The organism is Dysgonomonas termitidis, assembly GCF_054657735.1.
In genome coordinates this window covers 730,977-757,753 of the sequence record NZ_BAAHYD010000001.1, presented here as the reverse complement: position 1 = coordinate 757,753, position 26,777 = coordinate 730,977, and the positions used below count along the sequence as shown (strand labels likewise).

17 protein-coding genes are annotated in these 26,777 nt (G+C 39.0%); 10 read left to right on the top strand and 7 right to left on the bottom strand.

What is annotated here, in order from left to right; genetic code table 11:
- Nucleotides 1-3 precede the first annotated feature (3 nt).
- The 6 genes from ACYQ3L_RS03070 to ACYQ3L_RS03045 form a co-directional block, all read right to left on the bottom strand.
- On the bottom strand, nt 4-3,540 hold the full coding sequence (locus ACYQ3L_RS03070) for a SusC/RagA family TonB-linked outer membrane protein (RefSeq protein WP_380001835.1): 3,537 nt from the start codon (nt 3,538-3,540) through the stop codon (nt 4-6).
- A 163-nt stretch (nt 3,541-3,703) separates the two neighbouring features.
- Nucleotides 3,704-4,684 carry a FecR family protein gene (locus ACYQ3L_RS03065; RefSeq protein ID WP_380001837.1) on the bottom strand — a complete coding sequence of 327 codons (981 nt, stop codon included), beginning with the start codon at nt 4,682-4,684 and terminating at the stop codon, nt 3,704-3,706.
- 150 nt (nt 4,685-4,834) lie between these two features.
- Nucleotides 4,835-5,413 (bottom strand): RNA polymerase sigma-70 factor, encoded by a 579-nt coding sequence (locus ACYQ3L_RS03060; RefSeq protein WP_380001840.1) that lies wholly within the window; start codon nt 5,411-5,413, stop codon nt 4,835-4,837.
- 175 nt (nt 5,414-5,588) lie between these two features.
- The gene (locus tag ACYQ3L_RS03055; RefSeq protein WP_380001842.1) at nt 5,589-7,883 is read right to left on the bottom strand and encodes an FAD-dependent oxidoreductase; all 2,295 of its coding nucleotides are present in this window, start codon (nt 7,881-7,883) and stop codon (nt 5,589-5,591) included.
- 7 nt (nt 7,884-7,890) lie between these two features.
- Nucleotides 7,891-9,576 carry a sodium:solute symporter family protein gene (locus tag ACYQ3L_RS03050; protein WP_380001844.1) on the bottom strand — a complete coding sequence of 562 codons (1,686 nt, stop codon included), beginning with the start codon at nt 9,574-9,576 and terminating at the stop codon, nt 7,891-7,893.
- Nucleotides 9,577-9,822: 246 nt separating this feature from the next.
- Nucleotides 9,823-10,848, bottom strand: a complete 1,026-nt coding sequence (locus ACYQ3L_RS03045; RefSeq protein WP_380001846.1) for a LacI family DNA-binding transcriptional regulator — start codon at nt 10,846-10,848, stop codon at nt 9,823-9,825.
- Nucleotides 10,849-11,201: 353 nt separating this feature from the next.
- Here ACYQ3L_RS03045 and ACYQ3L_RS03040 point away from each other — a divergent pair, with 353 nt between their 5' ends.
- From ACYQ3L_RS03040 to galE, 9 genes are all read left to right on the top strand, one after another.
- A complete protein-coding gene (locus ACYQ3L_RS03040; protein ID WP_380001848.1) occupies nt 11,202-12,047 on the top strand; it encodes a DUF4886 domain-containing protein in 846 nt (281 codons plus the stop codon).
- 193 nt (nt 12,048-12,240) lie between these two features.
- Complete coding sequence (susR, locus tag ACYQ3L_RS03035) at nt 12,241-13,863, top strand: SusR family glycan utilization regulator (RefSeq protein WP_380001850.1); 1,623 nt, start codon at nt 12,241-12,243, stop codon at nt 13,861-13,863.
- Nucleotides 13,864-14,149: 286 nt separating this feature from the next.
- Complete coding sequence (locus tag ACYQ3L_RS03030; protein ID WP_380001852.1) at nt 14,150-14,695, top strand: DUF5004 domain-containing protein; 546 nt, start codon at nt 14,150-14,152, stop codon at nt 14,693-14,695.
- Between the two features lie 5 nt (nt 14,696-14,700).
- Complete coding sequence (locus ACYQ3L_RS03025) at nt 14,701-15,795, top strand: hypothetical protein (RefSeq protein ID WP_380001854.1); 1,095 nt, start codon at nt 14,701-14,703, stop codon at nt 15,793-15,795.
- Nucleotide 15,796: 1 nt separating this feature from the next.
- Nucleotides 15,797-18,742, top strand: coding sequence for a SusC/RagA family TonB-linked outer membrane protein (locus ACYQ3L_RS03020; RefSeq protein ID WP_380001856.1), 2,946 nt, complete (start codon nt 15,797-15,799; stop codon nt 18,740-18,742).
- 22 nt (nt 18,743-18,764) lie between these two features.
- The gene (locus ACYQ3L_RS03015; RefSeq protein ID WP_380001858.1) at nt 18,765-20,279 is read left to right on the top strand and encodes a RagB/SusD family nutrient uptake outer membrane protein; all 1,515 of its coding nucleotides are present in this window, start codon (nt 18,765-18,767) and stop codon (nt 20,277-20,279) included.
- 59 nt (nt 20,280-20,338) lie between these two features.
- The gene (locus ACYQ3L_RS03010; RefSeq protein ID WP_380001860.1) at nt 20,339-21,586 is read left to right on the top strand and encodes a glycoside hydrolase family 99 protein; all 1,248 of its coding nucleotides are present in this window, start codon (nt 20,339-20,341) and stop codon (nt 21,584-21,586) included.
- Nucleotides 21,587-21,599: 13 nt separating this feature from the next.
- Nucleotides 21,600-23,600 (top strand): glycoside hydrolase family 97 protein, encoded by a 2,001-nt coding sequence (locus ACYQ3L_RS03005; protein WP_380001862.1) that lies wholly within the window; start codon nt 21,600-21,602, stop codon nt 23,598-23,600.
- Nucleotides 23,601-23,749: 149 nt separating this feature from the next.
- Nucleotides 23,750-24,784, top strand: coding sequence for a UDP-glucose 4-epimerase GalE (gene galE / locus ACYQ3L_RS03000; RefSeq protein WP_380001864.1), 1,035 nt, complete (start codon nt 23,750-23,752; stop codon nt 24,782-24,784).
- A 212-nt stretch (nt 24,785-24,996) separates the two neighbouring features.
- Here galE and ACYQ3L_RS02995 read toward each other — a convergent pair whose 3' ends face one another.
- Nucleotides 24,997-25,857 carry an AraC family transcriptional regulator gene (locus ACYQ3L_RS02995; protein WP_380001866.1) on the bottom strand — a complete coding sequence of 287 codons (861 nt, stop codon included), beginning with the start codon at nt 25,855-25,857 and terminating at the stop codon, nt 24,997-24,999.
- A gap of 263 nt (nt 25,858-26,120) precedes the next feature.
- On the opposite strand from ACYQ3L_RS02995, the gene ACYQ3L_RS02990 reads away from it, so the two are divergent.
- On the top strand, nt 26,121-26,729 hold the full coding sequence (locus tag ACYQ3L_RS02990) for a porin family protein (protein WP_324354523.1): 609 nt from the start codon (nt 26,121-26,123) through the stop codon (nt 26,727-26,729).
- The last annotated feature ends 48 nt before the right edge of the window (nt 26,730-26,777 follow it).

Here is a 26,777-nt window from a genome sequence, read left to right as displayed (position 1 = left end):
TTTTTAGAAAGTAATGTTTAATCCCAGTGTATATTGCCTCATTGTCGGATAACTGATACTTGCTCCAACTTCGGGATCAATACCTGGATAGTCTGTTATAGTTAATAGGTTTTCACCTCCGATGAAGATCCGAACATTACTCATTAATGCTTTTTTAGTCAATCGTTCGGGAATAGTGTATCCCAATTGCAAGCTCTTTAGTTTTAAATAAGATGCATTATATAAATAAAAATCGCTAGCTCTCGTATTTTGAGGATCGGTGGTCTTTAATCTGGGATAACGGGCATTAATATTATTTGCCGGATCTGATGCGTTTGCTTCATTATAATAATAATGATCATTCGCAACCAAAGTCGGCACGGCTTTTCCCAATCCAACGATTGACTGATTCATATACAATTCATTCCAGTAATACGACATACCTGCACTGCCGGCCCATATCATGGACATATCAAAGCCTTTATATGAAAAATTCATATTGAATCCATAGTTAATAGATGGAGTTGCTTTTTTTCCTGTAAACTTCTGATCGTAAGTATTTCCATAAATACCATCACCATTAGTATCAGCATAAATTAAGTCACCATACCATATTTTTGATTTACTTATATCTCCCGAAGGTTGGAAAATATATCCAGCATTCTGCATCATCTGTAGCCATTTCATATCTTGTTCGGTTCTGATCATACCATCTTTAGGCCCTCCGTTAACATTCACCGAGCCGTCGTTGTTAGTATAGCTTCCATTACCTTTATATATTGGGTAGAGATAGTATTCGTTGATGCTATGACCTTCCAGTATACGTTGTGTCGTACCTGTCGAAACGGAACCTAAATTTGAAGTATATACCTGATTGCCACTTGCATCAGTTATATATCTTTCTTGTAGCTGACCCTTATATTTTTTCACTTTATTCGTGTTATAAGCGATGTTTCCGGATATACTATATCTGAAATCATTGAAGTGCCCATTATATCCAAGGGTGAATTCAATCCCTTTTTTGGATACTTGTGCAATATTTTGGGTAGCTGCTGTTGCTGTTCCTGCTGTAATCGGTATAGTCGGAATAAATAAGATTCCTTCGGTAAAGCCCCGGTAAGCATCGAATTCGAAGTTTAATGCCCCATTTAAAAGGGTACCACTTAAGCCTAAGTTTGTTGTTGTCGTCGTTTCCCACTTCAGATTTGGGTTCGCGCTCTTTTTTTGAATAAGTCCGCTGACCGGACTACCATTAAAGGAATATTGCGTTGTATTGTAAGTAGCCTGGTAATCATAATTCCCGGATGCATTATTCCCGGTTTTACCCCATGACGCACGTAATTTCAGATTATCTATATATTTATTGAAACCCTGCATGAAGGATTCTTCCGAGATTCTCCACCCTCCGGAAAAGGCAGGGAAAAATCCCCATCGGCTGGTTTTTGAAAATCTTGAAGAACCATCATAACGGAGGACTGCTTCGAATAGATACCGTTGATTATATACATAGTTTAACCGCCCAAAAAATGACCTTAATGCATAGTCATAAGCATCACCGGAAATAGTTGTTAATGTATTCGCGGTATTCAACGTAGTTAATGAAGAGTCTAACAACCCTGTTTTTCTTGCCAAGAAGTTATATAATTTAAAATACTGTTGATTATATCCGGCTAAACCTCCAATGTCATGTTTCCCGGCAATGGTTGTATTGTATTTTAATACATTATCCAAGATCACATTATAACTTTTATATAATGAATATTGGGTATACAACTGGCTGGGGCTTGCAGCCGCACTGCCGATTGCATTAGCCGCAAAGTTCCATCTTTCCTGAGGTACGGGGTGAATATTGTTTTCCGTAAAAGAATTGTCGTAATGTGCTTTAGCTTCCATTCTCAGTCCTTTAGCAATATCGAAGTTAGCAAAGACGGTTGTATTTAATAAAGAGACAGCATTGTCTCCGTCCAGCGAATATAATGAAGCCAAAGGGTTATTTGCTGTTACAGATTCTTCCTTAGCCGAAGGAAAACCGTATTTACCTCCATATTTCGGATAGACTCCGGGTACAGTTGCTGTCAGATATTGAAATACAGTATTCATATCAACAACACTTGAGTTCTGTACAGACCCAAAAGTCTGTGTTCCAACAGTAAGGAAGCTGGCGACTTTTGATTGCAGGTTTATACGAAGCTGATACCGCTCTGCCCCTGTATTAGGCATGGTTCCCGGATTGTTCATATAGCCGGCAGACAATAGGTATTGTGTATTCTGATTACCGCCCCTTAAAGACAAATTATGATTATGAAGAAGTTTATTGCTAAATACCTCTTCTGCCCAATTAGTATTCGGATATGCGACATAATTCGGAATGCCTTCTGCGGTCAATCCATTAGGGTCTGCATTTGCATTTTTCCACAGGGCTATGGTTGCATCGGTATATACCGGAGTTTGTCCGATATTTGAATAACCTTCATTGACGAGTTGCATGTGAGTTACATAATCGGAAACAAAACCCGGCAAATTGTTCGGTTTGGTAGCAGATACATTACCCGAATAGGTTACGGATATTTTTCCTTGGCTACCATTTTTTGTTGTAATTAATATTACCCCATTAGATGCCAAAGAGCCATATATGGCAGCAGTGGCTGCATCTTTCAGTACTGAAATACTTTCTACATCATTCGGATTTACACCTGTGGTCGATCCTACAATTCCATCAACAATAACTAATGGAGCCGTGTTGTTTAAAGTTCCTGTTCCCCGGATCAGGATATCAGCTCCATCAGCGCCTGGTTTACCGGATGTATTACGGACATATACTCCTGTAGCCAATCCGGCCAAAGCTGACGATAGATTTGTTACCGGCCTGCTGTCTAATGACTTTGAACTGATTGTAGCAATAGACCCGATTACGTTTACCCTTTTTTGTGTAGCATATCCTACAGCTACCACTTCGTTAAGGGCAATAGCGTCATTCTGGAGTATGACATCTATCGTTGTTTGTCTTCTTACTGCAATCTCTTGTTTCTTCATCCCTATAAATGAGAACTGCAAGATTGAGTTATCATCTATGCCCTGCAATGTAAAAGCCCCATCTGCATCGGTCATTACTCCTCCTTGCTTATCTCCTTTTATTGTTATACTCACCCCCGGTAATGGAAGCCCTTCTTCATCTTTTACCAAACCTGTAACTTTACGGCCTATTCTTTTTTCTTGTGTTTCTTCTATTATTTCCTGCGGCTTTGACTTTTGGAAGAGAACAATCAGATTGGCCTTGTCTTTCTTATAGTCGATATCAGTCTGGGAAAGAATCTGCGACATAACTTTGTCTATAGACACATTATCTACGTGTACACTACACCGTATATCCAGTCCTTTGAGACTTTCACTATAGAAAAAGCGGTACTCACTTTTGGATTCGATCTGTTTTAGTATCTCTTTTAATGGCTGCTGTTTTACCTCGAGACTGATTTGCGCGCTCATAAAAGCAGGGAAAAAGATAAGCAATATAATCAGGTATCGCCATCTGATTCCCGTAGAGTCATTGATTTGCATTCTCATACGTATTAAATTTAAAGTTAAAAGGTTAAAAATACTTTCTTACTAGATATACAGGCCAGACCTAAAAAAACACTACTGCATTTTCAATTTTAACATCTTCAGATAAAAAAAGACAACCTAAACTGGTTTAGGTTGCCCTTCCGGACTAATGTGTTAATTTTCGTTATTTGAATAGTATAACCTGCTGATCTTCTATCCGGAATTTCAAGGATGAAGCTAATCCCAATACATTTAACATGCTTTCGAGGCTAGTGTTATTAATCGTACCGGTAAAATACTGGTCTTCTATACCTTTTGCCTCAAATATTATCTTGACATTATATGTTCGTTCAATATCTTTAGCTATTTCTTTTAAAGATTCATTTTCGAAGCGCAATACATTATCCCGCCAGCCGGTAAAGTCTGATGCATTTATGATATATTTTATCTCGTTTTTATGAGAGTTCTTATGATACTCTATTCTTTCGCTAGGCGATAAGATAACTTGCCCTCCTGCAGTTCCCACTTTTATCTTACCATTTATTAAAACAGAAGATACAGTTTCATCTTCGTCATAGGCTTTCACTACAAATGCAGTTCCTAATGCTTCGACTGACATACCGTTACATTTCACCCGAAAAGGCATGTCTTTATTATGAGCTACTTCAAAATAAGCTTCTCCTGTCAGATCCAGTTCCCTATCCTTTATATTAAAGCCGGTAGTACATGTTAGTTTTGATTTTGAATTGAGCCAAACTTTCGTCCCATCAGGTAAAACTATAGAAGCCTTTTGTCCTTGTTCGACAGTGAAGGTATATGGCGATAAAGGTTTGTCCGGAGACTTATTTTCTGAAGAAAAGTAAAAATATGAGCCTATAGCAATCAGTATAGGGACTATACTGGCAGCTGCCAGCCACCATCTTTTCTTATGATTGAATGATTGTGGAAGCTCATTATGCACCGGAACTGCCTGTCGTATATTGCGTAACATCTTATATTGGAGTGAAGCGTCAATATCGGAAGACGAATCTTCAATCTGTTGCTCCAGCCAAGAGGAAAATTTTGGATTGGTTTTTATCCATTCGATCAATTGTCCAATTTCCAAATCCGATGCTTTGCCATGTACATAACGTTCAAAAAGTTTTACACATTCTTCTGGTCTCATATATAAGCCATTATTCTTTGCTGTTCTAAGATCTCAATCCTTATTATCAATCGTATTAAATATAAATGTATCAGACAATTATAATAAATAATATGTAACTATTGTCCTTGTTTATATTTAATATACAGTTATCGTGCTCTTTTCCACTATCTAAAAATAAAAAAACATATATAAAAATATAACATAACTGCTGTAATATTTAAGTTTATCTTTCATATACGCCAGAGACTTCGTTAACTGTGTTTCAATTGTGCTCTCCGAGAGATGTAATTTCCGGGCAATGGATTTATTTGAATAACCATACTTGCGGCTCAAAACAAAAATCTCTTTTCGTCTGGGTGGTAGATCTTCTGTGAGTTGATCTATCAGGTCCTCCAACAATTTGCGGTCAATATCTTTCTCTGTAACATTATCATAGCGTAGATTTTCACTTTTCCTTATATATTCGGCATATATAAACCGGACGGCTTCATGTTCATAGTCGTTGAGCAAAAGGTTTTTTGCTATGGTGCATAAGAAAGACAAAAACGACTTTTCGGGATCCACTTTTTCTTGCTGCTCCCATATTTTAATAAAAGTACGTTGTACCAATTCTTCTGCCACATGATTATTCCCTTGTGTCAATTTCATTATAAAGTTATATAACTTTCCACTATAAAGGTAATACATGTGTTCAAATGCCTCGTTACTTCCCTGTGAAAGCAATAGCAATTTTTCTTTTTCATTCATGGCTGTCTAATCTAAATGCAATTTTTGATCCTAATCATAACAGATATATTTGTTAAAATTATCTAAATTATTAAAGACAAATCAGCTTGTATCAGATATGGTTAATTACTTATACACTGTATATAAGTATTTTGTATGAAGAACGGTCAGTATTTTCCGGCTAATAATATGCGGTCTAGCTGATACCCTTCTCTATATATATCTGAAACAAAGAACAAGGAATGTTGTTTTCTGCTTTTTCCATCTGTAAAACAATCTCATTTAGTTTCATTGGTTCGGAGAAGTTGATACTGCATATTGTCTGATAATTATCAATTACTTCGGCAATAAGTTCCCTTTTCTCATTCAGTAATTTAAAATTTCTTATACAGAAAGGGATTCGGCTTTCGGGATGTCCCATTTGTACAGACTCCATCGGATGATCAAAATCTGTATCGAAATATAATCTCACCCGTTTCACGGTTTGTTGGGCAGGCCAACAAAATTTCAATTCAGGATATTCATCTTCTAAGGCTGCAACCCATGCATTTGATGTCATAGTCGGACGAGTAAATCCGTTTGTTACATTCGCCGGATCGAAAGCGGTAATTGCAGGCTGAATATTCATTGCTATATTGTGCCCTTCGGGACGCCTTTCAGGACACCAGAATTCAAAAGCGTCAATCCCCGAATTTAGAGGAGGTTCTTGTTTACCATGATTGTTTACTGCAATATTAAATTTATTAAAGACACTGAGTAAACCTGTATAACGCTTCGTACTTGTCCTAATTTTTACAGATTCATTCTTAATAAACGTAATAAATGCATATTGTTGTGTAAGAAGAAATGCTTTAGAAGAAATTTTTAATCGCTGTATTCCGGGTTGTAACGAATATTCCCATTTTTCGGCAATACAATCAGGCGTGTAATTTCCCGCTTTTTCGGCATATCTTAATTCTACGTTGAGTGAAGTCGGCTGTAGTACATCCAATTGCACTTCAAACTCATAATTAATAGACGGATTTAGAGGTAACATTTGCGCTGCGGAGAAATCGAGTTGATACCATGATCCATCAAAAGGGATCTGCCTCAAAACAAGGTTGCTGGAGGCTTCAATATATGCAGAATCCACTAAGTTTCGGGAACGGTCTATTGGAATACGCGGAATGTGCTGACCAGCCAGATTAAGCGCTTGCTGCAAAACCTTCAATTTTTGCTCTTGGAGAATATCCGCAGGTAATAATCTCTCTTTTATACATTGAGCAGCGGCCATTCCTACAGCCTGTGCTCCAAATGCAGAAGTAGCCATCACTCGCGATGACCCGTGCGCAACATGCGAGGTACTAATGATACGCCCCGCGAAAAACAGGTTTTCTATATCTTTGCTGATAAAGCATCTGTATGGCATTTCATAAATACCTTTGGAATGATATTGTGTGCAACCGCTTTCCCCGCTATAGACTCCATCCGCAGGATGTAAGTCTATTGCCCAACCACCATAAGCTATAGCATCCTTATGGTGTCGCTGTTCAATGATATCTTGTTGTGTCAATGTATATAAACCATCGAATCTTCTACTCTCTCGTTTTCCGGGAATTACACCGACCCACTCTAATGTGAGATTTTCTACATTCTTAAAATTTCCGGAATTTTTAATATAGTTCCACACTCCATATACGATGCTCCATAGTTCCCACTTAATTTCTTCTGTATCGTGAATCGTGTCTTTCCTCCCTCCATACTCCAACCACCAGAATTTGCATCCGTGTTCGCCTGTATTTATATTCCCGAAACGCGGGATCTTCGTAATATCTTTCAGGGCATAAGACGGCGCTATGTATTTTACAGGAGACCCGGCATCTTTACTATAAAAATATATAGAATGTCCCAGCAGTTCTCCATATTTAGTAATATCGGGGGCAAACCGTTCTCCATACTTCAACCTGTCTTCTGCGCCTATACGATACCTGGCACCAGACATATAGCCCAGCACTCCATCGCCTGAAGCATCGCAAAACAATGGAGCTGTTATTGTATATTTCGTCTCATTCTGAGAATTAAATCCAAATATTTTCTTTATTATATTCGCTTCTGATTTTTCCAGATCATATACCACTGTATTGAGCAGTAATGTTATATTTTTTTCCTGCTTGATTTTATCTAATAGTATTGTATCGAAAATAATAGGATTCCCTTCTTTATTTTTGTAGAGGTTTTCAACCAATATTTCATCTATTACTCCTCCTTCCCTCGACCAACGATTGTTATTACCCATATGCGAGGTAGCTCCCAGAACCCAAAGCCGGACTTCACTTGATGCATTGCCACCTACTACAGGCCGGTCCTGTAATAGTATTACTTTTATGCCGGCGCGGGCGGCTGTTATAGCTGCGCAAATTCCTGACATACCGGCTCCAACTATAACTAAATCTGTGTCAAAGATTACGTCCTTAAATAATCTGCCGTTTTTACTGAATTCTTTCTCTATCATATAATTTTCAACCTTCTACAACTGATTTTAATGAATTCCTTTTCACTAACGCTAATCCTAATAATATGAAAGCCGTACCCGTACCTGCCACAAATATTTTATAGAAAGGAGACAATAGCCCCAAGACAAAAATTGCAAGTCCGATAAATACTACACCATAGCCAATAATCCGCAGACTATATTTATTTTCCTTTTTGGCTTCGAGTATATTCTGATCCGATATTTGGTTGCGTTTTTCCTGATTGCCATCTTCCCATATCTTGTAAGAAATATACATGCCGGAGATCTGCCCCCTTATTAAAAAGTAAATTTCAAAAACAGTCATACAAATTATCGGGAAAGCTACACCCAGGACCATCTCTTCGGTTCTGTTCAATGAAAAGTTGAATAATACAGGGTTTATGAATTTGAAATATCCATTAATAAACAGACTTAGAAACATAGCAGTAAGCACCGAATAGGATGTTTGCCTTTTTGAAAACAGGGTCCACACTACAGGCAGGTAAAGGGGAACACCCGTAAGTGCAGCGAGACTTATCACTACATTTACGACTCCGCCCATATGCGGGATCATGAGTGCCAGAAAAACACTGGCAATACCAAAGGCTATTGTCGATAACCGGGCACTTAACATTAATGTCTTATCGGAACTTTCGGGCCGTAATCTTTTGAATATATCGTTGGTTATAACTCCTGACGCAATATTCAATTTGGAATTCATGGCACTTGTAGTCGCGAAAATCATGCCACCCATCATTAATCCTAATATGCCTTTAGGTAGGACTTCCATGCACATCATCAGATAAGCTCCTTCAGACTCAAGGATACCCAGAGATGAATTACATACATGGTATAGCATTGGAGGAAGCATCCACAATATTGGATTTACAACATACAAAGCGGCAAAGAGCCAGCCTACCTTTCGTGAGTCCGCTTCTGACCTGACACATGTATAACGCTGTACATAGGCCCAATTCCCGCCAAGGAAAATCGTATTATATATACCAAAAGCAATAATAAAAGTGAGAGTATATTCAGCATTGGTCAAATCGAAAAAAGATGCAGAAGCCTGAGTGATGAAATTGGTAATTCCATCAACCCGTTCTATCGATAAAGGTATGACAATGATTAGTGCGGCAGTGAGAATAATACATTGCAATATATCGGTGGAAACGACTGCCCATAAGCCGCCGACAGAAACATACAGGATGCAGAAAATACCCAGCAGTACAATACATAAGTTTAGGTCAAATCCTGTGGATACTTCTACGATTTTTGCTACAGGATAAAGAAATGACGCTGTGAGGAATAATGAAATAAATAAAAATAAATAAGTATATATTTTCTGAGTGAATACACCTAAGCGTTTATTTATGTATTCTGCTACAGTAAGAGCTCCTGTCCGGTGCCATCTCGGAGCGATCAAGCAGCCTACCAGCAAGCCTGCAATAGCCATAGTCCATTGGATGGTTATTGAAACCCATCCGTACAAGTATGCTACAGATCCCCAAACCACAAATGTTCCGGCAGAATGAAAGCCCATGAATAAGGATAAACCGCTCATCTGCCACGGCACAGCACCTCCGGCAGCAAAGAAAGAAGTCATGTTCTTTCCTCTTTTCGAAAAGGCTAAGCCTGCACATAGAACCCCAATAGTAAGTAGGACGATTGTTAGAATATCTAATATACTCATAGATGGTGTTTTTATTGTATTACAACTTGTCAGGAACCTTGGTATAACAAATGTATGCACAAAAAGATATGCAGTATTCCACTATTTCCAAAAACTCCGGAAACGTTTCCGAAATAGAATATTCAATCTCCTGCAATGAAGGGGAATAGAAGTGTTGTTAGATAATTGGAAACTATAGGCGGTAAATTTCAGCAAGATGTATGTGGGACAGCCCATTTTACAACAATTATCACATATTGGAATATCTTAATGCCCTCTTTTACTTTGAGGAAGCGTAGAGTTCCGGATGTTTAGTTTTGCATCCAGAACGATGGTTTCTTTAAGGGTATTGTAATTCTCTATTTGTTTCAGAAGCCTTTCCGCAGCTATTCTGCCTATCTCGAATGTGGGTTGGGAAACACTGGTTAATTCCATGATTTTCCCAATAGGAGACTCTGAAAATCCTGCTACAGCAATATCTTTAGGTACATTGAGTCCCCGTTTTCTCAATTCGAGGATACAACCTATTGCTATCGGATCATTTACGGCGAAGATAGCATCCGGTTTTTCTTTTAAAACCATCAGGTAATCAATTCCACTTTTTGCCCTATCCTGCTGCACACCAACATGCATAATGAATTGTTCTTGTATTGGAATATTATAAGTAGCCAATGCGTCGAGATAACCTTGCAAACGTTCTTTCGAAACAGATAGATCGGGATTCCCCGCTAAATGGGCAATTTGTTTGTATCCGCATTTAATCAGATGTTCTACCATTTTAAACGCCCATTTCCGATCGTCAATAACAATTTGATCTGCTTGCAATTGAGGTAATACACGATTTACAAATACTATGGGCGTTCTTTCTTGTATCAGACGTTCATACAAATCTATATTTTGAGAATCTTTAGTAACTGATACAATTAAACCTTCGACCATACTGTCCTCAAGCATTTCTACATTTTTACGTTCTAATGACGAGGACTCATTCGATTGACAGATCAAAGCCTGATAGCCTTGCTTATTAACAACCTCTTGTATCCCAATGATTATCTCAGGAAAAAAAAATGTAATGAATTCGGGAACAACAATGCCAATCATATTATTCCTTCTTTTCAGGAGATTCCGAGCCTGAATATTGGGCTTATAACGTAATTCCTGAGCTTTGGCCAATACTCGCCTTCTTGTTTCCGGATGGATTTCACAACTATCGTTGAGGGCTCTGGAAACCGTCGCAATAGAAAGCCCCAACGAACTGGCAATTTCTTTTATAGTTGTTTTTGGGGAAGACATAATCACGTTATATTGCTTGTTATCTGTGCTATAACAATTTGTTTTTCATTCGAATTACTATTAAGGCTTGTATGTAATTCTTTTTCGTATATTTGAAGCCGTAAAATTGCAAAGATATACAAATTTCAATATTGTTATCGAGTGAAGAGTATAAAACTACGGTTTGAACAAAGAATAATATTGAAAGGTTTTACATATGCCAATGTTTGACTGATTATCAGCCTGAGACCGATATAATAGACATGGCTATTCCGGAAGCTAGATTACATTGGTGAATACTATACCATTTCCCTCTTCTATAGATGTGCTTATATCTGATGAATTACCAATTATAATTTATATATTATTACATTATGCAAAGGAAGATTTTCTTATTATCTATTGCTTTATTTATTTATATTTCCTCAATTGTTGCGTCAAATGACACAATACGTGTTCTGGCTATTGGCAACAGTTTCTCGGAAGACGCCGTCGAAAATTATCTTTACGACCTGGGAAAAGCTGATGGGGTGACTTTCATAATAGGGAATATGCTCATTGGAGGGTGTTCACTTGAAAAACATTGGAATAATGCAGAAAACGATCTTGCTGTTTATTCGTACCGGAAAATAGAAGCAGATGGAATAAAAACAGTTACACCCGGCGCCCAATTATCTCAAATTATCCCAAGCGAACCGTGGGACTATATTTCATTCCAGCAAGTAAGTCCCAATTCCGGGGTGTATGACACCTATTTCCCTTATTTACTTAATTTATACGATTATGTAAAAGCCAGGGTTATAAACCCGGATACAAAATATATGCTCCATCTGACATGGGCTTATGCTCAAAATACGGTAAACAAAGGATTCGCCAATTATAACAATGACCAGTATCAGATGTACACAGCTATTGTAGAAGCAGTTAACCAAGCGGCAAAAGCAGTAAATATAAATATTATCATTCCATCCGGCACTGCTATTCAGAATGCACGCTCGTCAGGCTTAGGAGATACTCTTTGTAGAGACGGGCATCACCTTAGCCTTATAACAGGACGTTATATTGCCGCATGTGCATGGTATGAAAAGCTAACAGGACACAGTGTCGTAGGAAACTCATTTGCTCCTACATCATTATCGGAATCCGAAATATCAATAGCCCAAAAGGCTGCTGACGATGCAATCCTTCATCCTGACACTGTAACTATTAGAACCGAATAGCAGCTTAACTCAATCAAATTGGCTTATAACCTGCGGAACAAGCCTTTATCCAGGAGGAAGACCTGTACTAAATTATGTAGCGAATAGAAAACTTCTAAATATGAATCTCTTTGATAATATTTATTTATCAGAAAAAACATTATTTTTGTAAATAGCACTCATATCAATGTAGATCAGTTATGAACCTTCTATTATGAAAAAACATCTCTTTTTTCTTATTTTTTTCAGTATATCTATATCCTATTCTACAGCTTCTGAATCTGATGATGTAAAACGATCTGTAGAAGAGTTAGATAAATATATTGAGAATAAAGAATATTATGTTCAGCTTAGAGAATCAAGAATACGCCTTTTAATGGAAAAAATAGGATTCGCGAGCAAGGATGCAGAGAAACTGAACGTGTATAATTCATTATTTGATGAATATAAATCATATAAATACGATTCGGCATTTGTGTACGCAAAAAAAACCCTTGATATAGCAAACAGGATCTCAGATGAAAACAGTATTATTTTGGCCAAAAGGAATATCGCTTTTTGTTATCTCTCGTCCGGCCTGTTCAAAGAAGCTTCAGATATAATGGATTCCATTGATATAAGAGAAGCTCCTCCTGAGGTAAAAGAAAATTATTATTCCCTGATGGCCCGACTTTATTACGATATGGCCGATTATAGTTACGGTGTGTCATTCAGTACCGACTATATAAAAAAAGGACTCCAATACTGTGACTCAGCTATTACCTACCTTCCGGTAGAGTCGCCTGATATGTGGGGTACCGTGGGGTTAAAACGTATGCAGCAGCGCAATTTTCCTGCTGCAATAGACGCGTTCCAGACTCTGTTACATTCACCGCAATTAGACGATCACACATATGCCATTGCAACATCCAGTATCGGATATATGTACTGGGATATGAAAGACATAGACAGAGGCATCTATTACCTGTCGCAGGCATCCATAGGCGATATAAAATCTGCTACGAAAGAAGGTGTTGCCTTATTAAATCTGGCAAGTGTACTGTACGGAACAGGTGATGTTGGCAGAGCCAACAAATATATCCGTATAGCCATGGAGGATGCGAATTTTTACAATGCGCGCCACAGAAAGATGCAAATAAGTGCTATTTTGCCCATTATAGAGAAAGAACGGATAGAAATGGTTGAGAAACAAAGAAATAGCCTTGTCGTATTTGCTGTCACGGTATCTTTATTATTCGTATTGCTATTAATAGCTACAATTATTATCTATAAGCAGGTAAAACGCTTACGGATGGCAAGGCACACCATCCAATCCCAAAATAAGAACCTTAAATCCGCAAACATCAAGCTGTTGGAAGCAAACGAAATAAAGGATGAATATATCGTACAATCACTATATGGAAAATCTGAATATATAGACCGGATCGAAAATCTTTACAGAACTATAAACCGTAAAATTACGGCACGGCAATATGATGATATCAAATCATATCTGAAGGAGTCGGACCTGAAAAAAGAACGGGAAAATATGTATTCATCGTTCGATCAGACTTTCTTAAGGCTTTTTCCCGATTTTATTGAAGAGTATAATCGTTTATTTAAAGCTGAAGACATAATTGTCATTGACTCAGGTAAGGAACTAACCCCCGAACTCAGAATATTTGCCCTTATACGTCTGGGGATAAACGAGAGTGAACGAATAGCAAAATTCCTGGATTATTCAGTAAATACAATAAATACCTATAAAACCAAAGTCAAGAATAAATCCATTATACCAAATGAACAATTCGAGCAAAAAATAATGGAAATTAAAACTGTACGGACGACTCCTCAATAAAGTTGTTCTTCGCCCATATATGTTAAAAAGAGTCCGGCAGACTCTTTTTTTCTTTTATATTCAGGTTATATTTTCTCTATACGCCAAAAATTATAATAGTCTATAAAACAAAACTTTAACAAGAATATCTTTGGAAATATGATTATATATTTCATTGAATAATTTTTGTTACGGATCAGCTAAGCTACATTTGTATTGATACATATTTTTTAATATCCTTTAAGAAACGTATTTCTCAGAACTTAAATTTAATTACTCCATTATTTAATAACCAAAATTTGTACCTATGAAAGTCTTACTAAAGCATTTAGCTGTTTTACTTCTCCTGACTGTCATGTTTTCGTTTGCCGCGTGTAACGATACCGACGATGGGCATTTTGTAGAACCTGTCACTCTCTACGAAAAGGTAAAAGGCAATTGGGTGTTAACAGAAATTACTGAAATTGACGAAACGGCAAAAGTATCAGGGATTAAACCTGATGAGATTAATTTGTTTGAACAATTCGATTTCAATAGTTTCAGAATTTCGTTCGATGTCGATGCAAACAACCAGCCGACATCGTATAAGGTATCCGGAAACGCACCCGAACTATTCCCCAACAATGGATATTGGGATATGAGTTCACCATTCCCTTATACTAACGGCTCTGCACCGGTTATCAATCTCTACTCAGATGCTAATAAAACGACTCTGACAGGTCAGTTAAGCATTGTTTCGGTACCCGGATCAAAAGCTGAGATGGACTTAAAACTCACCCGTAGTTCGGCCGGAGTCTCTTTCGTTTCTTATCAGTACAAACTATCAACCCCAATTCAATCTAACGAAGAATAAATATTATGAAAAAACTTATATATATATTTTTAGGATTCATACTCTGTTCTCTTACGGCACTTAAAGCTCAAACAGCGATTGCAGATCCTAAAATGTGGACAGTTCCATCAATATACACTATGGATGAACCTGTGACATGGTACTTCGATTTCGGAAATGCACCTCAGGTCAATGACGGGGAAGCCCTCTATTTATGGATATGGGCACCTAAGAACCCAACGGGAAATCCTATTCCGATCAAATATGAAGGAAATAGAATCTGGAGTATCAGCCTTACTCCTACTGTTTTTTTCGGAATGACTGTTCAGGAACTTTTTGATAATAAAGAGCCCTTTTACTTTCTGCTAAGGGATTTAGATGCAACAAAACTTACCGGAACCCTGCAACTCCCGAAAACAGACTACGTAAAAGATTTCGTAGAAAGTGGTAAAATGATGGATTACGGCCCAACGGATTTCCAACTGGGGAGTACTGTATCTATTCTTTTCAATTCCAATCTGGTTGAGGGATTTAATCCTGCGCCCTCCACTGTACATATGCATGGAGGGTTGAACGACTGGGATGCCCAGCAACAATTCCAGGCATGGTTACCTGAGATTCGTGAAAAAACCCTGTTCAAACATTTGGGGAATGGCATTTATAAAAAAGATATAGTGCCGCAAACATACTTCGGTGTTACAGAAGAATACGAAATGGAAAATATAGTCTTTCTGGCTGTTAAATACAATGGCAATGATGCCGCTCCGGATTGGGCAGGAACATCTCCGGATATGAAAATACTAGCGCCCGGAACACCGGTTCCCCCTCCCGCCAATTTCTACTTCTTTCCATTGAAAATAAGTATAAATGACATTCTGATTATCACCCGTGACAATAATGACAGAGGCCAAAAGCTTTCATATACTATCAAAGGCGGAACCAAAACCCTGACAGGGGATATGGAAGGAGCAATGACTCAGCAACGCGTATATATAAATGTTGCCAAAGAGTTTAAAGGAATGGATATATCCAAACTCAATGTTTTGGTAAAAGATCAGAACGGCAAGACTATCTATGAAGGAGATATTCCATTAGTAAAAGTTGATAACCTTATTAAATAATATGATGATGAATTTAAAAAGATTTTCAAAATACGCATGCTTGATGATTCTCTCTGTTGTATGTCTCATCAACTCAGCATACGCACAAAACCGGATAACAGTAAAGGGTACTGTCGTAGATCAGAACAAAGAACCACTCATAGGAGTAAGCATCGTCCCTTCAAACCCGGCTCTGGGTACAGTTACAGACCAGGATGGTAACTTCACATTACAAGCCTCTGCCGGTGAAATATTAACGTTTTCGTATGTAGGGTATAATACATTAAAAGAAGCAGCCACTCCGGATATGAACATACAGCTACAGGAGAATATGGTTGCATTGGATGCTGTAGTAGTGGTAGGTGTAGGTTATGGAACAATGCGCAAATCGGACCTTACCGGCTCTATTACTTCGGTTTCGGCCGAAGACTTGAAAAAGGGCGTTATTACATCGGCCGAACAGTTGTTGCAGGGTAAAGTTGCAGGACTTACAGTTTCGCAGGCTACAGGAGACCCTACACAGGGTTCAAACATGCGTCTACGCGGAGGAACATCACTCTCTGCAAGCAATAATCCACTCATTGTGGTAGATGGCATTCCGGGCGTTGATATGAATACAATACAACCTAACGAAATTGCTTCGATAGATGTATTAAAAGATGCATCGGCGGCTGCCATATATGGTTCGCGGGGAGCCAATGGTGTAATTATAGTTACAACCAATCGTGGAACCTCCAATTTCTCAATGAATTATAATGGCTATTTAGCTATCAGCAGTGTTGCTAAGAATCTTGATTTATTATCGGCAAACCAATGGAGGCAATATGTTCGGGATAATAATGTTACATCGGCCGTAGACTACGGTGGTGATACAGACTGGCAAAAAGAACTTCAACGCACAGCTGTTTCACATTCACATAATTTATCTTTTTCTAATGGAGGTAAGCAAAGTGGGGTAAGAGCTTCTTTAAGCTATATGGATACTCAGGGGGTGATCAGAACAAGTGCTTTGAGCCGTTTGGCCGGTAGCTTATCTGCCTTCCAATATGGACTGAACAACAGATTAAAACTGGAAGTGAGCCTCAATGCTAATAAAGACAGCTACAACCCTGTTGATATCCGCATTTATGAAAGGGCGTATAATATGAATCCTACTCTCCCGGTAATGCAGAATGGAGAGTACACTCAAATAGGAGGTACTAACAATAACAACCCAGTAGAAGTACTGAACAATCGCAAAGACGATCAGACCCGTACACGCTTGCTCGGTTACGCTAAAGCCGAACTGGAGATTATAGAAGGATTGAAGGGCGCCGTAAATGCTTCTTACGAATACAATTCACATCAGGAACGCTTCTATACCCCATCATATGCTTTCTTCGGCATAGCCGACAAAGGATATGGGAGGCGCAGGCTTGGCGACTATACCAATACACAGGCGGAGACTTACCTGACATATGATAAAAAGTTTGCCGGAATACATAAATTGAATGTGATGGGCGGATATTCATATCTGAAGAATATGTATGAAGGTTTTGCTGCCGAAAGAAGAGGATTCGATACCGATATATTTGGTTACAATAATCTGGCAGCAGGTAATACACTCGGATTAGGAGACGCGTCCTCATATAAGGGAACTTCAAAGCTAATATCTTTTTTTGGTCGTGTCAACTATGTATTGTCTGATCGTTATATGTTCACAGGAACAGTGCGCCGCGACGGTTCATCCCGTTTTGGAGACAATCACAAATGGGGTACTTTCCCATCCGTTTCAGCAGCATGGAGAATATCGGAAGAAAGCTTTATGGAAGGAACCCGCGGATGGCTCGACAATCTGAAGCTACGTCTAGGTTTCGGTATCACCGGAAATCAGGATGGAATAGACTCTTACAAATCATTGTCACTGATGGGAACGATAGGTGGAGGAGCATATTACGATCAGGCCAGCGATTCTTGGAAACAATCGTATGGCATTGTTCAGAATGCCAATCCCGACCTGAAATGGGAATCCACGGCACAAACCAACGTCGGTATAGACTTTGCTTTTCTAAATCGCTTCAATGTTACAATCGACGGATATATAAAGAAAACTTCCGACCTGTTATATACTTATCCTGTTCCTCAGCCTCCATACCTCTATCATGAGATGATGGCAAACGTGGGAGACCTGGAGAATAAAGGGATCGAATTCACTTTGGGGGCCAACATTATAAATACGAAAGACTTTACATGGAATGGAAATTTTACACTTGCCTATAACAAACAAAAAGTAACCAAGCTATCAAACGATAAATATCAGACAGAAGCCGTTTCTTATGGAAATCTTCATGGCCTCACAGGTATGACAGGTGTTTATACCCAGACATTGAGGGAAGGATATGCTGTGGGTACTTTCTGGGGCCCAAAATGTTTGGGAATCGACGAAGATGGCAAATATATTCTGAATAAAGATGAGAAAGGAGAACTTATCTATGAGGATCTGGGTAATGCCCAGCCAAAACTTACTATGGGATTCGGGTTGGACTTCAGATATCGTGACTTCGATCTTAATATTGCCGGATACGGATTGTTCGGACAAAAAATATTGAATGCTCAGGGTATGGTTATAAGCAGTATGGGACGCTTACCCGGATCAAATATTCCTGACGCATGGCTAAACAAGGGAATTGCCGATTCGCCTATATTTTCAGACTATTGGATCGAAAAGGGAGATTTCTTCCGCCTGCAAAGTGTTACGCTTGGTTATACATTGCCTGTGAAAAACAACTGGTTCTCAAAAATCAGGGTATATGCGACTGCTGAGAACCTGTTTACACTGACAAGATATGACGGAATGGACCCGGAAGTCAATTACAGCGGATTACTGAGTCCTGGTATTGATAAATCTATCGGAGAATCCAGAGACGGAGATAACTATTATTATCCGCGAGCCAGGACAATATCATTCGGTATAAATCTATCATTTTAATCATTTCTAATTCTGAATAACTATGAAATTGAAATCAATAATATCCATACTAGGCGGAGTCATGCTTCTAAGTGCATGCACCGACTTATCGGAAGATCTTTATGACAAAGTCGGCTCCGGTGACTACGGAAAAACACCGGCTGAAGTAGAAACAATAGTTGGACGTGCTTACTCTTCTTTGCGAGGTGGAGCCTCGGACGGAGTGAATTTTTATCCGACATCTGAATTTGTGTTTTTTGTACCATCGGTGGCATCCGATGAATGTGTGATACCAACCCGTACTCCCAACGATGACTGGTACGACGGGGGAATGTATCTGGATATTCAGCGTCACCAATGGAAACCGGACAATCCCAAATTGTGGGCATTGTGGAAGTATGCCTATAACGGAATAGCTGCGACCAATGCCATTATATACCAGGTAGAACAATCGGGGCTAGATGAAGAAGCAAGCAAGCCTTTGTTTGCCGAACTGAAGTGTCTGCGCGCATATTACTATTATAAACTATTAGACTGGTATGGAAATGTACCTATCGAAATATCCTATATAGTGGAGAATATACCTGAGACATCATCCAGAGCCGATGTTTACAAGTTTATAGAAGAAGAACTCACTGGTAATATAAATTATTTACCAACAGAAGGCTATGGACGATTTACCCAAAATGCAGCAAATCTGTTATTGGCCAGATTGTATCTGAATTCGGAAGTATATATAGGCCAGGCACGCTGGAACGACTGTTTGACTGTATGCAGTAAGATTTCGGGCCAATTAGAACCTGATTATTTCACAAGTTTCAAGACGGAGAATCAGACTTCCAAAGAAATTATATTCAGTATTCCTTATGATAACAAAATGGGTACTCTCGGTAATTTCCTCCATTCAATGACATTTCATTATGAACAAAAATGGGCTATTTCAGCAACAGGAAACTATCAGTGGTGTGGAAACGGGATCAGCGCTCAGCCGGGACTATATTCTGCCTTTGAAGAAACAGACATTCGCCGTAAATCCATTCTTATGGGACCTCAGATCGATCTCAGAACCGGATCTACTATCATTATGCCGGCCTCAGGCAATCCATTGGTATATACAGAAGAGATTACTGATATAACCAAATCTCCACAGAATGAAGGAGGGCGATTAAACAAATATGAAGTAAAAGAAGGAGTAGCATGGGAAAGAGACCACGACCTTGTGCTTATGCGCTATGCTGAAGTACTTATGATGCAGGCAGAATCCAATATCCGTTTGGGTAATGCCGGGGCAGCACGTCCTTTCATCGAGCAAATACGCTCAAGAGCAGGACTTACTACTCCCGAAACGATCGATCTTAATTTTATAGATCAGGAACTGAGGAGAGAATTTGTATTCGAAGACCATCGCAGAACAGATAATATCCGTTTTGGAACGTACTACGGGGCATGGTGGGAAAAACCAGCTGATAGTGCGGACAAGCATACCGGCCTATTTCCTATACCTGCTCAGGAAATCGCGAAAAACAACAAGCTAAAGCAAAATCCGGGCTATAACTAGCCTTCAAACCAATTCATCCGGTGATATAGTATCATCGGATGAATATTAAACTTTTACAAATGAAAAGGATTTCAGTGATTATACCCTTCGTTTTATTCATATTGTTCATCAGTTGCGGAAATGATGACGAATCTGCAAATAAAGGTAATGGAAACGGTAACGAAATAGAAAAGTTTGAGCCCGCATCCGCTACAAAAACAAATCCGATGAATTTGTATGTACATTACATGCCTTGGTTCGAGACAAAAGAAACCAATAATGGAACATGGGGACAGCATTGGACTATGGCCAATAAAAATCCCGACAAAACAGATGCCGGCGGCAAGAGAGAAATAGCCTCTCACTATTATCCTCTGATAGGTCCATATGCATCAAGCAATGAAGCCGTAATCGAATATCACCTTCTGCTAATGAAATATTCGGGAGTCGATGGTATTCTGATCGATTGGTATGGTACCCGTGATAAATATGACTATAAAGCCAATAAAACAAATACGGAAGCTATTGTAAAAGGATTGGAAAAAGTAGGTTTAAAGTTTGCTATCGTATATGAAGACCAAACACTAAAAGATGATTTGGAAGGCAATGCAAAAATTACACAGGCTAAAGCCGATATGCAATATCTGGAAAGCAATTTCTTCGGCAAGTCCAACTATATAAAGATAGACAGCAAACCTTTCTTGATGGTTTTCGGCCCTCAACAAATCAAAACACCTGCCGAATGGACAAATATATTCAGCAGCTTAAAAAACAAGCCTGCCTTTGTCACCCTATACGGCCACTCAGGTCTGGCCAGCAATACGGCGAATAAGAATGCGGCGGGAGAATACATCTGGGTAGACGCGACCTCTATGGAAACGAAATATGCTGTAAAAGATAATTTCGATATATTCTTTGGTGGCGCTTATCCGGGATTTAAAGATTTCTATAAAGAAGGCGGATGGGGAAATTCCGTTCTGGCAACAATAGATCATCAGGATGCAGCATTACTCCATAGCCTGCTGCAAATGGCCAAAAATAAAAATACAGGCTATCTGCAACTTATTACATGGAACGATTTTGGAGAAGGAACAATGATAGAACCTACTCAAGAATTCGGCTATAAGTTCTTAAATGAAATCCAGATATTTTCGGGAATATCGTACAATACACAGGTTCTGGAGAGTATTCTTGATTACTATAACCTGAAAAAGAAATATAAAGGAAATACCCAGATAGAAAAAGAGCTTCTGCAAGCTTTCTATTACTATATATCATTGCAGGATACTAAGGCTCAACAGATAGTAAATGAATTGAAAAACAGATAATAACAACTACATCATGAAACATGTATTATATTTATTGATCTTCGCGCTCTCATGCCTCATCGCATGTACTCCCTCTCAAGTACCATCTTCGGTTACTTCCCCTGATGGTAGTATATTTATATCTGTAACGGCAGAAGGCGGAAAGATCTATTACTCTGTAGAAAAAGATGGTAAAGCAATTCTGAATAAGTCCCTTCTCGGCTTTGTGCTGAAAGAGAACAGCTTTTCAGCAAACCTTGCCATCACCGATATAAAGCAATCATCTTTTAGCGAAACATGGGACCAGCCATGGGGAGAAGAAATGGCTGTAGAAAACAAGTACAACCAGATGGCTGTAAATGTGGAAGAGGCTGATGGTCTGAAACGTAGGTTCTCTATCATATTCCGTGCATTCGATGACGGAGTGGGGTTCCGTTACGAATTTCCAGATCAGGAAAACCTGAAAGACTTTATCATCATGGACGAACTCACCGAGTTTGCTCTTGCAGAAAATTATAAAACATGGTCTATTCCTGCATATAAGACACAGTATTATGAAGGCCTGTATACAACAGCTCCGGCAAACGAACTGGATACTGTTTGCACTCCTCTGACCATGGAAACAAAAGGAGGCCTATATGTGACAATTCACGAAGCTAATCTTACTGATTATGCGGCAATGAATCTCTTGTCAAAAGGTAAAACATCTGTACTAAAGGCTGACCTGACCCCATGGGCGACAGGGGAGAAAGTATTTATGAAGGCTCCCGGAGTAACGCCTTGGCGTACAATTATCATCGCTGCCAAACCGGGAGATCTTATTCTTTCAAGGCTGATGCTCAACCTGAATGAACCCAATAAGATAACAGATACCTCGTGGATCAAAACCGGAAGATATATCGGTATATGGTGGGGAATGCACATGGAAAAATACACCTGGTATCAAGGTCCTAAACACGGAGCAACTACAAAGAATGTAAAAAAATACATTGACTTCGCCGCCAAACACAATTTCTCCGGCGTACTGGTTGAAGGATGGAACGACGGATGGCAGAACAACTGGACTAAAGAGGGTGATAAATTCAGCTTTACAAAGGCATATTCCGATTTCGATTTACAAGAAATAACTAAATATGCAGCGATGAAAAACGTTAAGCTTATCGGTCATCACGAAACCGGAGGAGCCACACTCAACTATGAAAGACAATTAGACAGTGCTTTTGCTCTTTACCAAAAGTATGGAGTAGATGTCGTAAAAACCGGATATGTGAGTCCCCTTCTGGATGGCAAACAAAGAAATAGCAGTCAGTATGGAGTACGCCACTACCGTAAAGTGCTGGAAACGGCCGCAAAATATCATATAATGATAGATAACCACGAACCCGTAATGCCTTCAGGCCTGCAACGCACATGGCCAAACCTGATGACTCAGGAAGGAGTCAGGGGGCAGGAATGGGATGCCTGGTCTAAAGATGGAGGTAATCCTCCCGATCATACTACAATTATCCCATTTACGAGGGGATTGGCTGGTCCAATGGATTTTACTCCGGGCACATTCAATTTCAACAATCCGGTATTTCCAAATACACGCGTGCAAACCACTCTGGCAAAACAACTTGCTCTATCCGTTGTGATATATAGCCCTCTGCAAATGGCTTCGGACGATATAGAAAACTATGAAAATAATCCGGCTTTTGAGTTCATTACTTCTTGCCCTACAAACTGGGCTAAAACCGTAATCCCGGATGCCAGGATAGGTGAATATGTAACTATCGCCCGTAAAGACAGGGATAGCGAAAACTGGTATATAGGAGCTATTACGAATGCCGACAGCCGTAAATTGAGCTTATCTCTCTCATTTTTGGATAAGGGAGCCAGATACAAAGCTAAAATATTCAGAGACGGTAAAGATGCCGAATATAAAACCAATCCATACCCTATAGAAATTGAAGAGGTCGAAGTAAATTCCGGTACGACTCTTAACCTGGAACTTGCAACCAGTGGAGGAACTGCAATTATATTAACAAAACTTTAGTAGCAGAATGGGCTTATAAGATTTCTTCCTTGATAAAATACCCTTGTACAAATAGTACAGGGGTGTTTATTTTAGATAAACTTCTTCTCTTCGTTTTTTACTTTATCTGCTATTTTGTATCTTTACCACCTAATTAAAACACACTAAAAATGAAAGGGAAAATACTTGTAACAGGCGGAGCCGGATATATTGGTTCACATACTGTTGTAGAACTGCAAAATGCAGGGTATTCGGTTGTTATAATCGACGACTTATCCAATTCGACAGCCGACTCCATCGACGGAATCGAACGTATCACAGGCATCAGGCCTGTTTTCCAAAAGCTGGATTGTAACGACCTCGAAGGACTGAGAAAACTATTCACTGCTCATCCCGACATCAAAGGAATTATACATTTTGCCGCAAGCAAAGCTGTAGGTGAATCGGTACAAAAACCATTGCTTTATTACAGGAATAACCTGAATTCCCTTATCAACCTGCTCGACCTGATGCCGCAGTTTGGCGTTAAGAATATCGTTTTCTCATCGTCTTGCACTGTATACGGGGAACCGGATGTAAATCCGATAGATGAAACTGCCCCTGTAAAACCGGCAGAATCGCCATACGGAAATACAAAACAAATAAACGAGGAAATAATCAAGGATTTTGTACGTTCAGGAGCCGATATAAAAAGTATCATCCTGCGCTACTTCAATCCGATTGGCGCGCACCCTTCTACCGAAATAGGAGAATTACCGAATGGTGTCCCTCAGAATCTTGTTCCTTATATCACGCAGACAGCTATTGGTGTACGTGAGCAAATGAGTGTATTCGGTGACGATTACAATACTCCTGACGGTTCATGTATCCGCGATTTTATCAATGTGGTAGACCTTGCCAAAGCCCATGTAATAGCTATCGATCGCATGCTGGAGAATAAATCGGAAGAGAAAGTCGAAATTTTCAATCTGGGAACAGGCCGTGGAGTTTCTGTTCTGGAACTTATCAATGTATTTGAAAAAGTATCGGGAGTAAAGCTAAACTATAAAATCGTAGGACGCCGCGAGGGTGATATAGAAAAAATATGGGCTGAACCTAAGCATGCAAATATAGTTCTGGGATGGACTGCCAAGGAAAACATTGAAAATACAATGGATTCAGCTTGGAAATGGCAATTAAAGCTGAGAGAAAAAGGAATTATGTAATTCTATTTTTAAAGATAGAAAAGAGGCTGCCCCAAAAGTAAAATTGCACAATCAAAGTGTTACCCTATTTGTCATTGGCTCCGCTTCGCTCTGCCGAACGTTGTTTCTGAGTGTAACGAAGAATCCCGACCCTCCGGATACGAGATGTTTCACTCCGTTCAACATGACAAAATAATATGAAAAAATACTTTTGGGACAGCCTCTTTTTTCCTTTACTCCACCGGAATATATATTTCTGTTTTCAATTTATCAGGTGCGGTATTTTCCGGATTATTTACATATTTCTCAAATAAAGGGGCATTCCGTACCTGATATCCACCTTCCGGAATCCATTTCCCGTAAATAGTATCATAAATACTGCCTAACTGGTCATAAGATCCCTGATAATGGAATACGGCATACTTCCCTCCCTCTATTTCTTTAACACCTATTTCACCTTTTGGGACAGCCGGTTTATGCATTACAAGGCATATATCTGTTCGTAGCTTATGCGATTCGGTTACTTTAGGGTCGTCATAATAAAAACAAACATGCTCTATTCCCGCCGAAAACAGCTTGTTCTCTTTTACAAACTGCCAGAGACGTTTCCATGTACCGGGAAAATCGAGGGAAGAATACTCTCCGAATAGCCGGATATAAATGGCTTGTTTAGATTCTACTTCCCGTATTTTCGGAGCTTTCAGGTTCAGGTTCTCATTAATTAGTAATGGTTTCATAATCGTGTAACTTTTATTGTTTCTATAATCTGTAGGTGAAATATTATAGAACTGCCGGAAAACCTTTGTCAGCGAAGAAGGAGTGGCATACCCCACATTGTATGCAATATCCTGTACGGGAAGCTCTGTGTACCTCAACAGCCGGGCTGCAGTCTCGACCCGTATCCTTACAACAAAAGCCCCTATCGGTTCGCCTACAATCGCTCTGAATATACGATGGAAATGATATACGGAGAAGTTTGAAACTTCGGCGAGTTTATTCAGATCCATTTCCTCATCCAGATTGTTACCGATATACTCGATAACCACATTAATGCGTTTGGCATATTCTTCTCTGGTGATTGTTTTCTGTTCCATAGTCTATAAATGTTTCGATACAAAATTATGCACCATTCATTTTATTATCTTTTCCAATCTTGCTAATTTACGGAATGGATGTATTTAGGAAAATGAGTAATCGGATCTGTTCACAAATATATTTGGTTAGAGCATAATTACCAAAACTCCGCTTTAGCCATACTTGCTAAGCACTCTTTTTAATCTTTTTTGTTAAACAGAATTATTTATTTAATTTTAGAACCTCTTAGAACATACATTTATTTATTAAATCAATTAATATTATGAGAATTATTAGAAGTTCTTTTGTGTTACTTATCGGTCTGGTAAGTAGTGTAAGCATGTTCGCACAACTCCCTGTATCCTTTGGCGTAAAAGCCGGTATGAATTTATCGGAGATACAAAAAATGGATGATAATGTTAAGGTGGGTTTCAATATCGGGCTAACTGCAGAGCTTGCATTGCCAAGTAACTTTTACCTGATGTCAGGTCTGGAGTTTACAACTAAAGGAGCCAAAAGCAAAATTAATATTGCCGATGCTTCCGGATCTATATCCAAGGCTACATATAATGCTATGTATCTCCAATTGCCTATACATGCGGGATATAAACTGGATCTGGTACCCGGTACTAAACTCATATTCCGTGCAGGACCATATCTGGCTTATGGCGTAGGAGGAAAAATAAAATGGGATGCAAAAGAAATTAAAGATCAGGATATCTTTACTGATGATAGTAATCGCTTCGATTTTGGAATCGGAGGAGCTGTGGGTGTTGAATTCTTAAATAAAATAAGCGTTAGCCTCGGTGCTGACCAGGGTTTAACTAAAATATTTAAAGACACCAGTACAAAGAACCGGTGCGCGCATATCAGTGTAGGATATAAATTCTGATAGAATTCTGTAAACTTATATAAAAAATAACAGGGTGTTCAGATCGAA

Excerpts from the sequence above, each read along its gene's own strand:
- ACYQ3L_RS03070 (WP_380001835.1), bottom strand. The coding sequence starts at position 3,540 with ATGAGAATGCAAATCAATGACTCTACGGGAATCAGATGGCGATACCTG.
- ACYQ3L_RS03065 (WP_380001837.1), bottom strand. The coding sequence starts at position 4,684 with ATGAGACCAGAAGAATGTGTAAAACTTTTTGAACGTTATGTACATGGC.
- ACYQ3L_RS03060 (WP_380001840.1), bottom strand. The coding sequence starts at position 5,413 with ATGAATGAAAAAGAAAAATTGCTATTGCTTTCACAGGGAAGTAACGAG.
- ACYQ3L_RS03055 (WP_380001842.1), bottom strand. The coding sequence starts at position 7,883 with ATGATAGAGAAAGAATTCAGTAAAAACGGCAGATTATTTAAGGACGTA.
- ACYQ3L_RS03050 (WP_380001844.1), bottom strand. The coding sequence starts at position 9,576 with ATGAGTATATTAGATATTCTAACAATCGTCCTACTTACTATTGGGGTT.
- ACYQ3L_RS03045 (WP_380001846.1), bottom strand. The coding sequence starts at position 10,848 with ATGTCTTCCCCAAAAACAACTATAAAAGAAATTGCCAGTTCGTTGGGG.
- ACYQ3L_RS03040 (WP_380001848.1), top strand. The coding sequence starts at position 11,202 with ATGCAAAGGAAGATTTTCTTATTATCTATTGCTTTATTTATTTATATT.
- susR (WP_380001850.1), top strand. The coding sequence starts at position 12,241 with ATGAAAAAACATCTCTTTTTTCTTATTTTTTTCAGTATATCTATATCC.
- ACYQ3L_RS03030 (WP_380001852.1), top strand. The coding sequence starts at position 14,150 with ATGAAAGTCTTACTAAAGCATTTAGCTGTTTTACTTCTCCTGACTGTC.
- ACYQ3L_RS03025 (WP_380001854.1), top strand. The coding sequence starts at position 14,701 with ATGAAAAAACTTATATATATATTTTTAGGATTCATACTCTGTTCTCTT.
- ACYQ3L_RS03020 (WP_380001856.1), top strand. The coding sequence starts at position 15,797 with ATGATGATGAATTTAAAAAGATTTTCAAAATACGCATGCTTGATGATT.
- ACYQ3L_RS03015 (WP_380001858.1), top strand. The coding sequence starts at position 18,765 with ATGAAATTGAAATCAATAATATCCATACTAGGCGGAGTCATGCTTCTA.
- ACYQ3L_RS03010 (WP_380001860.1), top strand. The coding sequence starts at position 20,339 with ATGAAAAGGATTTCAGTGATTATACCCTTCGTTTTATTCATATTGTTC.
- ACYQ3L_RS03005 (WP_380001862.1), top strand. The coding sequence starts at position 21,600 with ATGAAACATGTATTATATTTATTGATCTTCGCGCTCTCATGCCTCATC.
- galE (WP_380001864.1), top strand. The coding sequence starts at position 23,750 with ATGAAAGGGAAAATACTTGTAACAGGCGGAGCCGGATATATTGGTTCA.
- ACYQ3L_RS02995 (WP_380001866.1), bottom strand. The coding sequence starts at position 25,857 with ATGGAACAGAAAACAATCACCAGAGAAGAATATGCCAAACGCATTAAT.
- ACYQ3L_RS02990 (WP_324354523.1), top strand. The coding sequence starts at position 26,121 with ATGAGAATTATTAGAAGTTCTTTTGTGTTACTTATCGGTCTGGTAAGT.